This is a genomic window from Brachybacterium kimchii, from assembly GCF_023373525.1.
GTDB classification, from domain to species: Bacteria; Actinomycetota; Actinomycetes; order Actinomycetales; family Dermabacteraceae; genus Brachybacterium; species Brachybacterium kimchii.
Map to the genome: position 1 here is coordinate 2,430,209 of NZ_CP097218.1, position 16,827 is coordinate 2,447,035.

The following is a 16,827-nucleotide window of genomic DNA, read 5'->3' on the forward strand; positions in this document are numbered from 1 at the left end:
TCCCCTCAAACGGTTGAGTCCCTAGCGTCGGTCCGGAGTCGCCGACAGCTCGAGCGACCTGCCCTTGAACGTGCTCGAAGGAGAGCCATGTCCACCTCCGCAGAACTCGCATCCCGATCCCTCCCAGCGACTCCCCGCCCCTTCGGGGCACGGGACCGGATCGGCTACATGTTCGGCGACCTCGGGAACGACTTCACGTTCCTCCTCGCGTCGTCGTACCTGATGATCTACTTCACGAACGTCGCGGGCCTCTCCGCGGCCCACGTCGGACTGCTCTTCCTCATCGCACGGTTCATCGATGCCTTCACCGACATCGGTTGGGGTCGATTCCTGGATCGCCACACCCCTGGGCGCAATGGTCGCTTCCGCCCGTGGATCGGGAGGATGGCGATCCCCGTCGCCATCGCGAGCTCCCTGATGTACGTCCCGTTCACGAGCGGGTGGGACTACGGGCTGAAGCTCGCCTACGCGGGGGTGACCTATCTGCTGTGGGGCTCGGTCTTCTACACCACCACGAACATCGCCTACGGCTCCATGGCCTCCGTGCTCACGATCGTGCCCGTGGAGCGGGCCTCCCTCTCCGTGTTCCGAGGCATCGGGGCCAACAGCGCCGGGCTCCTCGTCTCACTGGTGCCACCGCTGTTCATCTACGCGATGGTCGACGGCTCGTCCGAGCTCCAGCCGGGACGGCTCTTCGCGGTGGCCGTCGTCTTCTCCCTGCTGGCCGCGCTCTGGTACGTCCTGTGCTGGGCGAACACCGCCGAGCGGGTCGCCGCGCCGACGCAGGGCATCGAGAAGCCCGGCCTGCTCGCGCTCTTCCGCTCCCTCGCCAGCAGCCGGCCCCTGCTCTCGCTGATCGCGGCCAACATCCTGATCATGCTGGCCTCGCTCCTGGTCGGCACCATGGCCGCCTACCTGTGGCTCTACCACTTCAACAACGGCGCGCTCTCCGGTCCGGCGCAGCTCACGTCGTTCCTCCCGGGCCTCCTGCTCTCGGTCGTCGCAGCACGGCTCGCCGCCCGATTCGGCAAGAAGGAGGTCGTGACCTTCGCGCTCCTCGGCGCGGGCGTCCTCTACGTCCTCCTGTCCCTGCTGCACATCTCCGATCCGTGGGTCTTCATCGGCCTGATGTTCGTCGCGGGCTTCGGCCTGGGCTTCTACAACCTTCTGATCTGGGCCCTCATCGGGGACATCATCGATGCCGAGGAGGTGCGCAGCGGGCACCGCGACGACGGCACGGTGTACGCCGTGAACACGTGGGCGCGCAAGGTGGGCCAGGCCGTCGCCGGCGGCCTGGGCGGGTTCGCCCTGTCCGCGGTCGGATTCCGCTCCGCGTCGTCCGCCCAGTCGTCCTCCACGATCGACGGCATCTACATGGTCTCGACCCTCGTCCCCGGCCTCCTGTACATCGCGGCCGCGCTGATACTGCTGGTGCTCTACCCGCTCGGCCGCCGGAAGGTCCAGGAGAACGTCTCCGTGCTCGCCGAGCGTCGCGCCGCGAACGACGAGGTGATCTGATGGCACGCCCGACCCTGAAGGATGTCGCCCGGAGGGCGGGAGTATCGGTCTCCACGGTGTCCTACGCCCTCAACGACACCTCCCGCGTGCAGCTGTCCGCGGAGACTCGCGGCCGCGTGCGGCGCATCGCCAAGGAGCTCGGATACACGCCGAACCTCTTCGCGCGCTCCCTGCAGGCGAGGTCCAGCAGGACGATCGGCGTCGTGGTGAGCAAGCCCCTGACCAACCCCCGCTACGCGGCGATCGTCCATGGCACGGGCACTGCGCTGATGGATCGGGGCCTGCGCATGACGGTCCTCCCCCGGCCGGACGTCAGCGGCTATCTGGACGACTGCCGAAGCGGCTTCCTCGAGGGCATCATCTTCGTGGGCCACGACGACGTCACGGTTCCCCAGGAGCTCGTCGACGCCGCGAGCGAAGGCCTCGCCCCGATGGTCGCCATCGACTGCGGCGCCTCGGACGCCGACACCCCCTTCTCGACCGTGGACTTCGACTACGAGCTCGGCACCGCATCGATGATCGAGCACCTGGCCGGGCGCGGGATCACCACCGTGCTCCATGTGCGGCCGGAGGTCTCGTCGAGGGCGGAGCGACTGAGGCAGATGGCGCTCATGCGCGTCCTGGGATCGCACGACCGCATCTCCCTGCAGGTCGTGAGCACCGGGCTGAAGGACGCAGATCTCGCTGAGCTCGACGCCGCGGGCCAGCACGGAGACTACCTGCATCACCAGGCGGCGCGACTGACGGCAGCGCTCGAGGACGTCGATGAGCGGGCCGCGCGGGTCGCAGTGCTCTGCTCGTGGGGCGCGGACGTCGAGGTCGCGCTCAGCGTCGTCCAGCGCGTCGCTCCAGGGGCCACGGTGGCCGCCCTCGCCGGGGGCTGGCCGAGGGTCGAGGTCTGGCCCGGGCTCACCTACTCACGGCTCCCCCTCGAGGAGGCGGGCGAGACCGCGGCCCGTCTGCTGACCCAGGAGCTGACGCCCGACGCGCACCACGAGCACGTGCTCCTGCCGCCGGAGGCGCTGTCATCGTCCTGACCCGATCCTGCGTCGGACCGCAGTGACCGGACCTCGCGTCGCCCGTCTCATCCCTTCAGGCCATCCCGCACGACACCCAGCAAGGAGCAGCACCCCATGACCCGCCCGAACATCGTCTTCATCATGAGCGACGATCACGCCGCGCACGCGATCTCCGCGTACGGCAGCCGCGTGAACTCGACCCCGAACCTCGACCGCATCGCCCAGGAGGGCATGCGCATGGACGCCGTGTTCTGCACGAACTCCATCTGCAGCCCATCGCGGGCGTCGATCCTCACCGGCACCTACAGCCACGTCAACGGCGTCTCCTCCATCTGGACGGAGATGGACTACCGGGTGCCCACCTTCATCGACGCCCTCCACGACGACGGCTACGCGACGGCGATGTTCGGCAAGTGGCACCTGGGCGAGCACGGCGTCTCCCGCCCGCGCGGCTTCGACGCCTGGAAGGTGTTCCCCGGCCAGGGCGACTACGTGGACCCCGCGATGATCGACGAGGACGGCGAGTCGACCGTCCCCGGGTACGCCACCGACATCGTCACCGACCTCGCCATCGACTGGGTCGACGAGCGTGCGCAGGACGAGCCCTTCTGCATGATGGTCCACCACAAGGCGCCCCATCGCCCGTGGGTGCCCGACGAGAAGCACCGCCACCTCTACGCCGACGGGTCGATCCCCGAGCCCGAGACCTTCTTCGACGACCTCGAGTCCCGCTCCAAGGCGGTGCGCGGCGTGCACATGACGATCGCCGATGACATGGGCGCCGACGACCTCAAGACCGAGGTCCCCGAGCACCTGCGCGGCGAGGAGAACCGCGAGGAGCGCATGCGCTGGAAGTACCAGATCTACATGCGCGACTACCTGCAGTGCATCCAGTCGATCGACGACAACGTGGGCAGGCTCCTGGATCACCTCGAGGAGCAGGGCCTGGCCGAGAACACCCTCATCGTCTACACCTCCGACCAGGGGTTCTTCCTGGGCGACCACGGCTGGTTCGACAAGCGCCTGATGTTCGACCAGTCGCTGCAGATGCCGATGCTGATCCGCTGGCCCGAGCAGATCCAGGCGGGCTCGCGCTGCGACTCGATCATCACCAACGTCGACTTCGCCGCCACCTTCCTCGAGGTGTGCGGCCTGGATGCCGCCTCCGCCCTGCCCACGTCGCAGGGGCGCAGCTTCCTGCCGCTGCTGCGCGGCGAGCACGTCGAAGACTGGCCGGACGCCATGTACTACCGCTACTGGGAGCACGACGACCCGATCCACCACGCCCCCGCCCACTACGGGATCCGCACCGACCGCTTCAAGTACATCCACTACTACGGGGCCGGCCTCGGGGTGCCCGGAGCCTCGGATCGGATCTTCGAGCCCGAGTGGGAGCTCTACGACCTGCAGTCGGACCCGACGGAGGTCCGCAACGTCGTCGACGACGCGGAGTACGCCGGGGTGCGGGCGCAGATGGAGGCGAAGCTCGCCCAGTACCAGCAGCGCTACGCCGACGAGCCCTACCGCGGCGAGGACACCCCGCGCCCGGAATGGGGACCCTACGACGAAGAGGTCTTCGCCCGCGTGGCGGAGTACGTCGCCGAGATCGACGCGACCAGCAGGTAAGCACCGCATCGCTGACAGCGCGAGGGCCGGATCCGGGGATCGGATCCGGCCCTCGCGGCTCAACGGGCCGGCGGCGCCCCGTCCCACCAGCGACAGCGCGCCGCGCGCTCACTGTGCGACGAGCGCCTCCCCCACCCGCCGCAGCTGCGCGACGCTCACGAGCCCGGCGGCGGCCATGTCGTACAGGGTCATGCCCGCCGGCACGTTGACGGCCTCGGTGTGGACGACGCCCGGGACCTCGCGGGCGAGCGCCTCGCGGGCATAGGAGCGCGAGGCGAGCTCGAGCAGCGGGAGCCCGAGCAGATCGGCACCGGGCAGCTCCTCCCGTGAGGGCATGGCGATCGCCATCTCCGCGGCGCGCTCGGCGTGCGCGCGGGCCAGCAGATGCTCGGTCGTCACCTCGCCCTCGAGGGGAAGGCCGAGGCGCTCGTACTGGCTGCGCGGTGCATCCGCGGCGCGCATCGCCTCGACGAGCTGGCCGGCCATCCGCAGCTCGACCTCGTCGTCGAGGATCGGCGAGTGCTGATCCGGATCGGCCTTCAGGTCGAACAGCAGTGTGCCGTGCTGCCAGGGGTTCATCCAGCCGCCGAGCGCGTCCATCCGCATCGTGCGCAGTCCCTTGGTGAATGCGAAGGGCTCGGCGGGCTCCCATTCGGCGAGCTCATCGACCCCGAAGCGCGAGCGCATGTGCGTGGGCATCAGCGTGAACTCCTCGAGCGGGGCGTTGTCCCTGCCCGCGCTCGAGCGCATGTACACGTACCGGCCATCGGTGATGTTCACGTGGCCGCCGTGCACGCCGAACAGGGCGGTGCGCTCGCGGGCCGAAGGATGCGCGAGGTCCCGTCCCTGCATGTCGGGGGTGGGCTCGATGCCGAAGTAGCGCAGCATCGTGGGGGCGATGTCGATGGTCTGGGCGAGATCGCCGCGGCGCTCGTCGGCCGCACCGGCGCGCGGGTCCCAGAGGAACATCGGCAGGTGCACGAGCTCGTTGAACCAGGGCTGCACGGACTTCGCCCACCAGCCGTGCTCGCCGAGCAGGAAGCCGTGGTCGGTGTTGACGATGAGCATCGTGTCCTCCCACAGGCCGTGGGAGTCCATGGCGTCCAGCACCCGCCCCAGCGAACGGTCGCACATCGAGACCAGCGCCGCGTACTCGCGGCGGGCGTGCTCGACCTGCGCCTCGGGCTCGGTGACCTTCTGATATCCGGGCCAGTCGAAGGCGGGGCCGTCGTACTGGTGGGGGTAGAGGTCCTTGTAGGCCTGGTGGCTGAAGAAGGGCTCGTGCGGGTCGAACAGCTCGATCTGCAGCATCCAGTCGTCGGCCGCCGCATTGGTGTCGATGAAGTGGATGCCCGCGTCGACCGTGCGGGTCTGGGAGTGGTCGGCCTCGGTCGCCATGTAGGTGCGGTTCACGCCGTCCTGGGCGACCATGCGCTCGTGCAGCGGGGCGTCGGGCACGCTCTGCGCGACGACTCCCTTCCACGGATCCCCCTCCTGACCACGGAAGAACTCCCAGGTCGAGTAGCGGGTGTGGTACGTGGCGCCGCCGTCCTCCCAGTAATGGGGGTGATCGGAGGCGAGGTGCGTGTGGACGCCGTGATCCTTGAGGATCTGCGGCATCGAGTCGTCGAAGGGCTCGAGCGGACCCCAGGAGCGGTGCAGGAAGTTGTACCGGCCGGTGTGCATCTCCCGCCGGGCGGGCATGCAGGGCATCGAGCCGGCGTAGAAGTTCTCGAAGGTCACGGCGCGCTGGGCGAGACGGGCGAAGTTCGGAGCCTGCACGATCGTGTCGCGGTACTGCTCGAGCATGTGCCGGTTCAGGCTGTCGAACATCAGGATGATGGCCTTCATCGGGTGGGCTCCTCGAGGTTCTGCGGTGCGTCGATCTTCACGGCCGGCGCGCTCGGCGGGGTCGACGGTGCGTCCTGGATCTGGTCGCGCAGCGCGGCGATCCGCGCGATGTGCGCATCCTTGGCCTCCGCTCCGGCGCGATGAGCCCACTCCCCGACCGCGTCGGCCAGGCCCGCATCGAAGGGCAGCTCCGGGGTGCGCTCGAGGCGCCTGTCGCGGAAGCGGTAGCGGGCGACTTCCTGGGTGCGCGCCTCGAGCTCGGTGTCCAGAAGCGCGATCAGGTTCTCCCGGTCCATGAATCCGGCGAAGGCGAGCCGGGCCTGGAGGTCCGGCTCCTCGAAGCGCGTGGGCGGCTGGTAGGGGCCGGTGAGCCAGTCGAGGAAGACGGTCGACCCCTCCTCGGTGAGGCGGTAGCGCTTCGCGTCCGTCGCACCGGGGCGCGGCTCCACGTCGTGGACGACCCACCCCCGCTGCTCCATGCCTGCGAGCGAGCGGTAGACCTGGCTCATCTGCGTGTTGGCGCGCAGGAATCGCCCGTGGGTGTCCATGTACTTCTTGAGGTCGTAGCCGGTCGCGGGCTTCATGGCCAGCACACCGAGCAGCAGGTGCTCGAGCTTCAAGGCGCCCTCCTTCGGAGCTGCAGCTGTGGCACGCCCACCATTACACATGTGGAATGGATTGCGCAACGGAGCGATCGCCTCGGTTCCATTGACGAGACCGTTCCAGTTGTGTCATCGTCTGCGCAGCGAGGCATTCGCATTGTGTCATGCACAGCGTGGACGGCCACGTCGGCTCGGACCGCTCGTCGGCGAGCAGTCGCGCCCCGCACCTGACGACGACGACAGGAGTCACCATGACCCACCCCGCGCAGAGCTCGGACGCACCCGTGCTCGAACCCGCCGGGCCCGCCCCCTCCACCAAGGTGCCCCACCGCTGGCGGAACCTCATCACGATCACGGGCGCCGAGGTCGTGGACAACACCGAGGCGGGCCTGCTGAACACCCTGTTCCCCTCGATCGCCGCCGCGCTGCGCCTCGACAACGGCCACCTCGGCATCCTCAGCGCCCTGGGCAAGTTCGCCGCGGTCCCGTTCGGTCCGATGTGGGTCTGGATCGCGACGCGGATCGGCCGCAAGCAGGCGCTCATCCTCAACAACGTCATCGGCGGGCTGCTCGGCATCGCCGCCGGCATGTCCCCGGGCTTCATCACCCTGCTGCTGTTCAACACGCTCCTGGCCGGCACCGTGAGCTCGGGCCAGCCGCTGACGAACGCGATCATCGCCGATTCCTTCGACGAGCGGTCCCGGGCGCGGGCCACCGGCTATTACTACGGCATCCTCACCGCCGTGTCCTCGTTCATCGGCCCCGTCCTCGCCCTGTTCTCCGGGCACCCCGACGGCTGGCGCTGGGGCATGTGGATCATCGGCGGGATCTGCCTGCTGTCGTCCCTGCTGATCTCCGCCTTCTACCGCGAGCCCGGCATCGGCGCGGCCGAGGCGCAGCTCGCCGATCTCGATGAGTCGCGGCGCGCATCCAAGGTGACCGTCCGCGGCGTGCTCGCGCTCTTCCGCATCCCCACCTTCTCGATCATGATGCTCTCGAGACTGCTCTCGGGGCACCTCCTGATCACCGTCTTCGGCATCCAGTTCCTCGTCACCGAGCGCGGGTTCTCCAACGCCACTGCCGCGACGGTCCTCGTGCCCTTCGGACTGGGATACGTGATCGCCACCTTCCTCAGCGGCTACGCCGTCGAGCTGCTCGACAGACTCCTCCCCGACCACGGACGCGTCGTGTTCATCCAGGCGGCCCAGTTCCTCTTCGCGATCGCCGCGCTTCTCGGCACTCAGTTCGAGTGGGGCTCGATCGGCGTGTACGCGATCTTCTGGGCGCTGTTCGGGGCGACGCAGGGCATGAACCCGCCGGTGAACCGCCCGATCGTCATGTCCGTGGTCCTGCCGGAGCTGCGGGGCCAGGCCTTCGCGATCTTCCTGACGTTCTTCCAGACGATCGCCTGGGCGCTGTTCTCGCTCTCCGCCGGGTACCTCGCCGAGGCCCTGGGCATCCAGGGCGTGTTCTTCTGGGTGCTGTTCGTGCTCATGGCCGTCAACGGCGTGATCCTCAGTGCTCTGTACTTCACCTATCCCCGCGACGCCCGGAGAGTCACCGACGAACTGGAGGCGCGCCGTCGCAGCGCCGTCTCCGCCGAGGGGGAGGTCGCCCGATGACACGCGAGACACCGGCGTCGCCGCCGAACCGGCCCAACATCCTGTGGATCACGACCCACGACATCAACCCCCACCTGGGCTGCTACGCCGGCGCCTATCCCGGCGCGGAGCACGCGGTCACCCCGCACCTCGACGATCTCGCATCCGAGGGACTCCGCTTCGACAATGCGTTCGCCTCGGCGCCGATCTGCGCGCCCTCCCGCTCGGCGATCATCACGGGCTGCCACCCGGCGTCCATCGGGACGATCCACATGCGCTCGAAGGCCGTCCCGCCGGCCGGTGTCCGCATGTTCACCGAGCACTTCCGGGAAGCCGGCTACTACGTCACCAACAACTCCTTCACCGACTTCCAGATGGCGACGCCCTGGAGCGCCTTCGACGAGTGCAGCGACACCGCGCACTGGCGGGACCGCCCGGACCCTGACCAGCCGTTCTTCGCGACCTTCCATGGGCTCATCACGCACGAGTCGCAGATCCATCTGGACGACGAGTCGTTCGAGGAGCGCGTGCCGCACGTGCGCCCCGAGGACCGCCACGCTCCGGAGGACGTCGAGCTGCCGCCCTACTATCCGGACACCCAGGTGTTCCGGGTCGCCTGGGCCCGCTACCTCGACCTCATCGGTGAGATGGACCATTGGGTGGGTACGATCCTCCAGCAGCTCGAGGACGACGGTCTCGCGCAGAGCACCCTCGTCGTCTTCTGGAGCGACCACGGCCGCGGGATGCCCCGTGCCAAGCGCTGGGCGAACGACTCCGGCCTGCACGAACCGCTCCTGATCCGCTGGCCTGGCCGCATCACCCCCGGCACGAGAACAGAGGCGCTCGTGCACCTCATGGATCTCGCCCCGAGCATGCTCGCTGCGGCCGGTCTCGAGGTTCCCGACCACATGCAGGCGAGACCCTTCCTCGACAGCTCGGGCCGCCTCGACGAGCACGCCAACGACTACGTCTTCGCCGGCAGGGACCGGATGGGCGATCTGCACGACATGTCCCGCACCGTCCGGGACTCCCGTTACCGCTACATCCGCCACTACCACCCGGACCGCTCACCGATGCAGCACTGCACGTACCCCGACAGCCTGAGCACCTGGGCGGAGATGCGGCGCATGGCCACCGCGGAGGTCACCCAGCGGGCGATCGGAGATCTGCCGAGCTCCCTCACGCCGCTGCAGAGGACCCTCGTCGCCCCCACCAAACCCGAGGAGGAGCTGTACGACCTGCTCGAGGACCCGCACGAGGAGCACGACCTCGCGGGGGACAGCGCGCACGCGGAGACCCTGGCCCGGCTCTCGACCGCTCTCACGGACTGGCAGGAGCAGATCGGCGACCTGGGGTTCCTCACCGAGGACGAGCTGCAGGAGCGCTGGCGCCCCGGCGGCGCCTGGCCGTGCACACCCGAACCCGAGGTCGTCGTCGCGCACGGCACGGTCGAGGCTCGCTGCAGCGAATCCTCCGCCACCATCATCTGGACCGATGACCCACCCGCGGCGCACGACCCCGAAGTCCCGCCGTCGGCCGCGGACAGCATGGGGTCGCCGAGGAACGCGATCGGATCCCCCGTCGCCGACGGACGCGCATGGCGCATCCACTGCCCCGCATCACCGATCCCCGCCGATCGCCCCGCGTGGGTCCGCGCCGTGCGACTCGGCTGGCAACCCAGTGCGGACGTGGCCGTGCGGAGTTGAGCACCGCACCCCGTCAGAGATGATCGCCATGGACCGGTTCCGGCACATCGGCCGGTGGCCGCCTCAGGTCCCGCGATGCACCTCGGCGGAGAGCTGCCGGCCCGCGGCGACCTTCTCCAGGAGCGACTGGAGCTGGTGGACCTCCTCGGGCTCCAGGGGCTCGATGTACGCACGCTCGTGATCCCGCGCGATCGGGCCCAGCCTCCCCAGCACCTCCCTGCCCTGCTCGGTGAGGCTGACCTCGTGGCTGCGGCGATCCCGGGGGCTGCGGCGGCGCTCGAGCAGCCCCTTGCCCTCCAGGCGGTCGAGCACCGCGACGATCCTGCTGGGCCCCACTCCCACCTGCTCGCTCACCGCTCGCTGGCTGACGCCGGGATTCCGCCCCACCAGGCGCAGCACCCCCGCGTCCCCGGGGGTGATCCCGAGCTCCCCGAGCGCCCGCTCGAAGCCGGCCGAGGCATCGGACCCCAGCTGGGAGAGCAGGAACGCGATCCGGTGGCGAGGCGGGGGCGAGGACGTCATGGCACGAGAATAGAGCACTGGACACATCATTCATAGCATGTACTATCGCTGGCATGAACTTCAGCGACACCCCTCGCACGACTCCCTCTGCCCACGCACGACGCAGACCCATGGGCCCGCACCCGGGGATCGTCGGCGCCGTGTCCCTCGCACTCGTGATCGCGAGCCTGCTCGTGGCCGCGCCGATGGGCGGTTCCCCCTCGTTCGGGAGCCTCGCCGGTGCGCCCCAGGACCAGTACGGCACCACGACGCAGTGGTCGGCCATGCTGCTGCTCGGCTCGGCGGTCCCGCTCGGCATCCTCGCGGCGACGCTCTACTCGCACCTGCGCGGACAGGGGTTCCGCGTTCCCGGACCGGCGATCGCACTGTTCGGCGGCATCGGCGCCTCGTCGATGCTCATGCTGTCCGCACTGGTCACATGGACGCTGAGCCACGAGGCGATCGCCACCGACCCCCGGCTCGCGCGGGCGTTGGAGCTCCTCGCGCAGAGCTCCGGCGGTGTCGCGCACGCCCTCGGCCTCGGCCTGCTCGTGGCCGGGGTCGCGGTCCCGGGGCTCCTCGGGCGGATGCTTCCCGCCCCGCTCCCCTGGGCGGGCCTCCTCGTCGCCGCGATCTGCGAGGTCAGCGTCCTGTCGCTGGTGATCGCCCCGCTGGGATTCCTGACCGTCCTCGGCCGTTTCGCCGCGCTCGTCTGGCTCGTCGTCATCGGCTTCGCCCTGTCCAGAACCACCGGGACCCGCACCACCGGGTCCCGTATCACCACACCGAAGGAGACGTCATGAACACCATCGATCAGACCATCGCCCTGTGGGCCGACGCCGAGCGCGGCTGCGATGCCCGCACCACCGAGACCCTGCTGACGGAGGACTTCCAGGGCATCGGCCCCGTCGGATTCCAGCTCTCCCGTGACGCCTGGATCGGCCGTCTCAGCAGCGGCGACCTCCGCTACGACGAGCTGTCGCTGAACGAGGTGACCATCCGCGAGCACGGCGACTGCGCCCTCGTGATCGCTCGGCTCGATGTCCGCGGAGAAGCACGGGGCCATCCCCTTCCCACGACGCGCACCACGTTCAGCGTGGTGAGCGTCGGCGGCGACTGGCGCATCGCGGGCATCCAGCACAGCTTCATCGCGGGAGCGCCCGGGTCGCCGGTCCCCGGGCCGCGCTGAGGAGCGGGGACGCCGGCGACGACGAGGCATCAGTCCTGATGATCGTCGCTCCCGGGCCGCCGCTGGCCGCGGGAGAGCACCACAGCACGCACCGCATCCGCATCCTCGCGCAGGCCCTGCGCCTCCCGTCGAGCCCGAGGGCCCTCGCCCTCGGGTTCGGCCTCACCCTGCCCCACGGCTCCCACCTTCCCTGACGTCGCGTCCCCCGCCGTCGACGTGGGGGCGTACCGCGCCGCGGTGACCGCGGCGGCGATCCGCGCGGCCGCCTCGCGGGTCCCGTCGGGCACCTCCAGTCCCGCCGTCTCGGCATAGTCCAGCAGGCTGGTCAGCGCCTCACCGGGCGGCAGGGCCGCATCGAGCTCGAGCACCACGGGGTCCTTGCCGTAGAGCCGGCTCCAGCCCAGCAGGTGGAGCGCCCACGCGCGGTAGTCGACGGCGCGCACCACGTCGGACCAGGCGAGCTCGGCGGCCTGCGACGCGTCCAGCTGCGCCCAGCGCTGCTCGCGCGCGGCCAGCGCGCGGCGCCGCACGCCCGAACGGGCGAGCGCGCCCCCGCCGACGAGGGCCCCGGCGACGCCGACGCCGCCCAGGCCCCATCCCCACCAGGGGACGACGGCGGCCGGACCTGCACCGTCGTCGCTCGCGGAGCTGCTCTCGCTCGATGAGGAGGCGTCCTCCGTGGTGGTCTCGGCCTCGGTGGTCTCCTCGTCGGCGCTCGTGGTGTCCTCTGCCGGGGAGGCCTCGCTGCTGGGGGTGTCCTCGGCGCTCTCGTCCGGGTCGGGCGCGTCCGAGGCGAAGGTCGGGCTCGAGACGCCGTTGTCGGCCGCGGCGGGCGTGGGCTCGAAGCGCACCCAGCCGTGGTCGGGACCGAACCAGGTCTCGGGCCAGGCGTGCGCGTGGTGGTTGGTGATCGTGCGCGCGTCCCCGTCGACTTCGCCCGCGGTGAAGCCGATGCTCACGCGCGTGGGGAACTTCAGGTCGTTCATGACCAGCGCGAACGTGGCGGCGAACTGCTCGCAGTAGCCCACGCGCTCGGCGAGGAAGGCGTCGATCGGGTTCTCGCCGGGCTTCGAGGTGACCGTGAGCGAGTACTCGAAGTTCTCGTGGAAGTAGGCGGCGAGCGCCCTGGCGACGTCGTAGGCGGCCTCGGAATCGGCCTGCTGCGAGATCTCGGTGGCGAGCGCGTGGATCGACGGGGTCGAGCTGACGTCCACATACCCGTTGTCGTAGGGGATCCGCATGTCCGCGTCGGAGACCCGGCGCAGCTCGTCGGGGCCGAACGTGGTCCCGTCCACGGCGACCGAGTAGCGCATGCCGGAGAGGTCCCGGGCTCCCCCGTCGACCACGAGCTCGCCGTTGCTGGCTCCCGTGCGCGCGAGCTCGGCGGAGTCCCCGGCGTCGGTCCAGCGGATCGGGAACGGCGTGGGCAGGCGGTCGCCGATCAGCTCGGTGATGTGCAGGTCGTAGACGGGGTCGCCGTCGGGCCGGGAGGAGGCGAGGCGTCGGTCGGAGAACGACTCGGAGGTGGTCCGGGAGGTCGATCCGCGCTGCTTGCCGGCCTGGAAGCTCTGGCCGTCGAACTGGGTGAGGGCCTGCAGACGCAGGTAGCCGGGCTGCGCCACGTCGGTCGTCATGCGCAGCATCTCGCGCTCGCGGCCCTGCATGAGGTTGCGGCGCACGGACACGGAGTCATCGATCATGGCCCCGCCGAGCGCGCCGGCGCGCCCCTGCCAGGCGTTGATGCGGTCGAGGTCGATCGGGAACACGGGGTCCTGGGCGCGCGGCAGCACGGCGGAGACCGCCGGGGTCGCGACGGCCACCGCGCCCGCGCCGAACAGGCCCAGCGCGGCGCGTCGGCCGATGCGGTCCCCGGCGGCGCCGGACCCCGCGGGGCCTGCCGCGCCGGACTGCGCACCGTGGCCGCGATCGGCCGTCTGTCCTGCGTCGGACCTCTTGCCCCCGTCGGCCGTCTGGCCCCCGTCGGCCCCCTTCCCGCGTGGCCTGCGCGGACCCGACCGATCCGGGAGGCCGCTCACGGCGAGGACGGCGAGCGCGGCGAGGATCGGGCCGACGATGCTCGCGAAGCCGCCGCCGTCGGGCCGCATGAGGGCGGGCACGAGCATGAACCCGAGCAGGATCAGCGCGGTGACCATGTGCCAGCCGCCCTCGACGCAGAGGATGTCCAGCGCGAGCACCACGAGCCCGATGAGGGCGAGCACCACGATGCGCGAGGAGGGCGCCAGGACCAGCGGCGCCTGCGCCTGGAAGAGGATGCTCACGCCCTGGCGGATCACGTCCACCTGACCGGTCACGAGCGCCGCCGGGCCGCCCACGGGCAGCGCGCCGGTGACCGCCTCGACCCCCACGCACAGCAGCACCAGGCCCACGACCTGCACGGGGAGCGCGCGCATCCGGCGCGGGGAGAACGCCCGCACGAGCGCCCCGAGGCCGCCGACGACGACCGCCGCACCGAGGGGCAGGGTGAACCAGTCGGCGCCGTCGAGCAGCTGCGAGAGGGGGATCGCGGCGAGCACCACCGTGACGGCGAGCACGAGGCTCATCCGCACGGGGCCCGACAGGAGCTTTGCACGCAGGGCCTCGAGGGGCGTGCGCGTGGGCGCCTGAGCCTCCGATCCGCGGTTGCCGGGGCCGGCCGTAGGGGCGGGCGCGGGGGCGCTCATGATCCGGCCTCGAGGACGTCGGTGAGGCGGGCGTCGGCCGGGGCGTCCAGGCGCAACCAGGTGCCGTCGTGGGCGCTGCGCACCCGCTCGTCGCCGGCCGCGGCGGGGCGCACGGCGATCGCGGTGCGCTGCGGGGCGCGGGCCGCGAAGCGGTCCAGCTCGAGGGCGCTGAAGGGGTCGCCGTGGTCGGGGCCGAGCGCGATCGCGAGGTCCACCCGGCCGGAGGCGTGGTCGAGGGCGACCGGCTTCTCCCTCTCCTGCTGGGCGTCGCCGAAGCCCACGCCCGCGAGGTCGATGAGGGCGGCGCGCACGCCGATCGCGCCGGCCTCCGCATCCAGCGGGGAGGCCCCGCCGGCGCGTCCGGCCATGCGGGTGATCTCGTCGCCGTCGGCGTCCACGACGCGGGTCTCCCAGCCGTGGGAGGCGAGGCTGACCAGCAGGGATGCGGCATGGTCGAGGATCCTGTCCTGCACCGGGTCGCGCCGCTCGGCGCCCACCTCGTCGCCCTCGGCGTCGCGCGGCAGGCGCGTGTCCAGGACGATCACCGCGCCCTCGCTGCGGGGCGGCTCCTCCTCGCGGGTCATCAGGCGTCCCGCGCGGGCGCTCGCCCGCCAGTGGATGCGGCGCATGTCGTCGCCCGGCGCGTAGGGCCGCGGGATCACGCCGAGCTCCCCGCTGCCGATCGCCGCGCCGGCGCTCTCGAGATCGCGTCGCCCGATGCCGATCCGGCTGGTGCCGGCATCGTCGACGGGCTCGACGACGGGCAGGCCGACGATGCGGCCGCCCAGCTCCACGCGCGCGCCGAGCTGCAGGAGGCCGAAGGGGTCGCGCAGGCGGATCAGGCAGGGGCCGAGCTCGTGGATGCCGCGCCCGCCGACCTGCACGTGGTGGGGCATGCGCGGGGCGAGCCGGAGGTCGCCGGGCCCGCCGAGGCCCGCGGGCAGCTGCGCGGTCACGGTCCCGGTGCCCAGCGGCACGCGGGCGGCGAACGCGGAGGGCAGCAGGCGCAGGTCCACGCGGGCGGGAGCGCCCGCGGTCACGGCCTCGTCGAGCACGCGCCGCGAGAGCCCGAGTCCGATGCGCAGCAGGAGCACCGCGGCCAGGGACAGCAGCAGCGCGAGCACGAGGGCGATGCCGATCAGGCGGCCGGCGGCCAGTCCGGTGATCTCCCCGCCGGCCCACAGGAGCACGGCGACCACCAGCAGGCAGGCGCCGCGGGCCGTCGGGCGGATCCGGGTGCGCCGGGCGCGGGCGCTCGCCGCGCCGACCCCGCCCGAGGTCCCGACCGCGGCCGTCGCTCCGGTCGCACCTGCCGCACCCGCCGCACCGACCGTCGCGGCCGCCATCATGCGCTCCCCATCAGGCCACCGGGACCTGCGCGAGCACGTCCTCGAGCACGTCGTCGGCCGTGGCGCCGCGGGACAGCGCGCCGGGGCTGAGGTGCAGGCGGTGGCGCCACACGGGGCTGATCACGGCGCGCAGGTCGCCGGGCTCGACGTAGCCGCGGGCGCCCATCGCGGCGTGGGCCTTCGCGGCGCGCAGCAGGTGCACGCCGGCGCGCGGCGAGGCGCCGAGCACGCTGCGCGGATGCTCCCGGGTCGCGGCCGCGAGGCGCACCGCGTACTCGACGAGCGCGGGCGCGGCGTGGACCCGACGGATCGCGCGCACGTACGCCGCGATCGTCGCGGGATCGGTGCGGGCGCGCACGGAGTCCACGAGCTCGCGGTCGCCGTCGGGCACGGGCCCGGCCTGGGCGGAGAGCATGCGCGCCTCGGCCGAGGCCACCGGATACCCCATGGTCATCTGGGCGAGGAAGCGGTCGCGCTGCGCCTCGGGCAGGCGATAGGTGCCCTCCATCTCCACGGGGTTCGCGGTCGCGACCACCATGAACGGCTCGGGCAGGGCGTAGGTCTGGCCGTCGACGCTGACCTGCCGCTCCTCCATCGCCTCGAGCAGCGCGGACTGGGTCTTCGGGGAGGCGCGGTTGATCTCGTCGGCCAGCAGGACCTGCGTGAACACGGCGCCCGGGCGGAACTCGAAGCGGCCCGCGGCCTGGTCGAAGATGCTCGCGCCGGTGACGTCGCCGGGCAGCAGGTCGGGCGTGAACTGGATGCGGTGGCGGTCGGCGCCGAGCGCCGCGGCCAGGGACTTCGCGAGCATGGTCTTGCCGGTGCCGGGGACGTCCTCGACGAGCACGTGGCCGCCGGCGAGCAGCACCATCACGGCGAGCGACGCGGCGTCGGCCTTGCCCTCGACGACCGTCGAGATCTCGTCGACGACGTCGCGCGCGGTGGCGGCGATCTCCTCGAGGGTCGCCGGGGAGAGCGGGGCGTCGGACGCGCCGGTCCCGTCGGGCCCGTCCGTTCCGGGGGTCCCGTCGGCCGCGCCGGTCGCTCGACGGCGACCCGTGGGGCCGGGGCCGTCGGGCGCGGAGCTGTCCGCGGTCCTGATCGGGCTCTGTGTCATCTGCTCTCCTCGTTCGCGGACGTCGGACGCTCCGCGCGACGTCGCGTCCCGACGGGAGTCGGGGCCC

General features: G+C 71.5%; 13 protein-coding genes. 7 read left to right on the plus strand and 6 right to left on the minus strand.

What is annotated here, in order from left to right; genetic code table 11:
- Window positions 1–87: 87 nt before the first annotated feature.
- The 3 genes from M4486_RS11325 to M4486_RS11335 all read left to right on the plus strand — a co-directional run bounded on the left by M4486_RS11325 (window position 88) and on the right by M4486_RS11335 (window position 4,163).
- On the plus strand, window positions 88–1,518 hold the full coding sequence (locus tag M4486_RS11325) for an MFS transporter (RefSeq protein ID WP_249477269.1): 1,431 nt from the start codon (window positions 88–90) through the stop codon (window positions 1,516–1,518).
- A complete protein-coding gene (locus tag M4486_RS11330) occupies window positions 1,518–2,555 on the plus strand; it encodes a LacI family DNA-binding transcriptional regulator (protein WP_249477270.1) in 1,038 nt (345 codons plus the stop codon). The genes M4486_RS11325 and M4486_RS11330 overlap by 1 nt, the downstream gene beginning before the upstream one ends.
- 96 nt (window positions 2,556–2,651) lie before the next feature.
- Complete coding sequence (locus tag M4486_RS11335) at window positions 2,652–4,163, plus strand: sulfatase family protein (RefSeq protein WP_249477271.1); 1,512 nt, start codon at window positions 2,652–2,654, stop codon at window positions 4,161–4,163.
- Window positions 4,164–4,271: 108 nt separating this feature from the next.
- Here the strand turns inward: M4486_RS11335 and M4486_RS11340 are convergent, their stop codons facing one another.
- Together M4486_RS11340 and M4486_RS11345 are read right to left on the minus strand one after the other, a co-directional pair.
- Window positions 4,272–6,014, minus strand: a complete 1,743-nt coding sequence (locus M4486_RS11340; protein WP_249477272.1) for a sulfatase — start codon at window positions 6,012–6,014, stop codon at window positions 4,272–4,274.
- Complete coding sequence (locus M4486_RS11345) at window positions 6,011–6,634, minus strand: PadR family transcriptional regulator (protein WP_249477273.1); 624 nt, start codon at window positions 6,632–6,634, stop codon at window positions 6,011–6,013. Before M4486_RS11345 ends, M4486_RS11340 begins: the two co-directional genes overlap by 4 nt.
- A 233-nt stretch (window positions 6,635–6,867) precedes the next feature.
- On the opposite strand from M4486_RS11345, the gene M4486_RS11350 reads away from it, so the two are divergent.
- Both M4486_RS11350 and M4486_RS11355 read left to right on the plus strand, forming a co-directional pair.
- Window positions 6,868–8,238, plus strand: a complete 1,371-nt coding sequence (locus tag M4486_RS11350) for an MFS transporter (RefSeq protein WP_249477274.1) — start codon at window positions 6,868–6,870, stop codon at window positions 8,236–8,238.
- The gene (locus tag M4486_RS11355) at window positions 8,235–9,923 is read left to right on the plus strand and encodes a sulfatase family protein (protein ID WP_249477275.1); all 1,689 of its coding nucleotides are present in this window, start codon (window positions 8,235–8,237) and stop codon (window positions 9,921–9,923) included. Before M4486_RS11350 ends, M4486_RS11355 begins: the two co-directional genes overlap by 4 nt.
- A gap of 63 nt (window positions 9,924–9,986) precedes the next feature.
- On the opposite strand, the gene M4486_RS11360 is transcribed toward M4486_RS11355, so the two are convergent.
- Window positions 9,987–10,445: a MarR family winged helix-turn-helix transcriptional regulator gene (locus tag M4486_RS11360; RefSeq protein WP_249477276.1), complete on the minus strand. Its 459-nt coding sequence runs from the start codon at window positions 10,443–10,445 to the stop codon at window positions 9,987–9,989.
- Between the two features lie 53 nt (window positions 10,446–10,498).
- Here M4486_RS11360 and M4486_RS11365 point away from each other — a divergent pair, with 53 nt between their 5' ends.
- Both M4486_RS11365 and M4486_RS11370 read left to right on the plus strand, forming a co-directional pair.
- Window positions 10,499–11,227, plus strand: a complete 729-nt coding sequence (locus M4486_RS11365; RefSeq protein ID WP_249477277.1) for a hypothetical protein — start codon at window positions 10,499–10,501, stop codon at window positions 11,225–11,227.
- On the plus strand, window positions 11,224–11,613 hold the full coding sequence (locus M4486_RS11370) for a nuclear transport factor 2 family protein (RefSeq protein ID WP_249477278.1): 390 nt from the start codon (window positions 11,224–11,226) through the stop codon (window positions 11,611–11,613). Before M4486_RS11365 ends, M4486_RS11370 begins: the two co-directional genes overlap by 4 nt.
- A gap of 29 nt (window positions 11,614–11,642) precedes the next feature.
- On the opposite strand, the gene M4486_RS11375 is transcribed toward M4486_RS11370, so the two are convergent.
- The 3 genes from M4486_RS11375 to M4486_RS11385 are packed head-to-tail and all read right to left on the minus strand — an operon-like array spanning window position 11,643 to window position 16,760.
- Window positions 11,643–14,294, minus strand: coding sequence for a transglutaminase TgpA family protein (locus M4486_RS11375; RefSeq protein WP_249477279.1), 2,652 nt, complete (start codon window positions 14,292–14,294; stop codon window positions 11,643–11,645).
- Complete coding sequence (locus tag M4486_RS11380) at window positions 14,291–15,643, minus strand: DUF58 domain-containing protein (protein WP_249477280.1); 1,353 nt, start codon at window positions 15,641–15,643, stop codon at window positions 14,291–14,293. The genes M4486_RS11375 and M4486_RS11380 overlap by 4 nt, the downstream gene beginning before the upstream one ends.
- 10 nt (window positions 15,644–15,653) lie before the next feature.
- Window positions 15,654–16,760 (minus strand): AAA family ATPase, encoded by a 1,107-nt coding sequence (locus M4486_RS11385; protein ID WP_249477281.1) that lies wholly within the window; start codon window positions 16,758–16,760, stop codon window positions 15,654–15,656.
- Window positions 16,761–16,827: the final 67 nt, after the last annotated feature.

Excerpts from the sequence above, each read along its gene's own strand:
- M4486_RS11375 (WP_249477279.1), bottom strand. The coding sequence starts at position 14,294 with ATGAGCGCCCCCGCGCCCGCCCCTACGGCCGGCCCCGGCAACCGCGGA.
- M4486_RS11335 (WP_249477271.1), top strand. The coding sequence starts at position 2,652 with ATGACCCGCCCGAACATCGTCTTCATCATGAGCGACGATCACGCCGCG.
- M4486_RS11340 (WP_249477272.1), bottom strand. The coding sequence starts at position 6,014 with ATGAAGGCCATCATCCTGATGTTCGACAGCCTGAACCGGCACATGCTC.
- M4486_RS11385 (WP_249477281.1), bottom strand. The coding sequence starts at position 16,760 with ATGACACAGAGCCCGATCAGGACCGCGGACAGCTCCGCGCCCGACGGC.
- M4486_RS11365 (WP_249477277.1), top strand. The coding sequence starts at position 10,499 with ATGAACTTCAGCGACACCCCTCGCACGACTCCCTCTGCCCACGCACGA.
- M4486_RS11330 (WP_249477270.1), top strand. The coding sequence starts at position 1,518 with ATGGCACGCCCGACCCTGAAGGATGTCGCCCGGAGGGCGGGAGTATCG.
- M4486_RS11360 (WP_249477276.1), bottom strand. The coding sequence starts at position 10,445 with ATGACGTCCTCGCCCCCGCCTCGCCACCGGATCGCGTTCCTGCTCTCC.
- M4486_RS11370 (WP_249477278.1), top strand. The coding sequence starts at position 11,224 with ATGAACACCATCGATCAGACCATCGCCCTGTGGGCCGACGCCGAGCGC.
- M4486_RS11380 (WP_249477280.1), bottom strand. The coding sequence starts at position 15,643 with ATGATGGCGGCCGCGACGGTCGGTGCGGCGGGTGCGGCAGGTGCGACC.
- M4486_RS11325 (WP_249477269.1), top strand. The coding sequence starts at position 88 with ATGTCCACCTCCGCAGAACTCGCATCCCGATCCCTCCCAGCGACTCCC.
- M4486_RS11355 (WP_249477275.1), top strand. The coding sequence starts at position 8,235 with ATGACACGCGAGACACCGGCGTCGCCGCCGAACCGGCCCAACATCCTG.
- M4486_RS11350 (WP_249477274.1), top strand. The coding sequence starts at position 6,868 with ATGACCCACCCCGCGCAGAGCTCGGACGCACCCGTGCTCGAACCCGCC.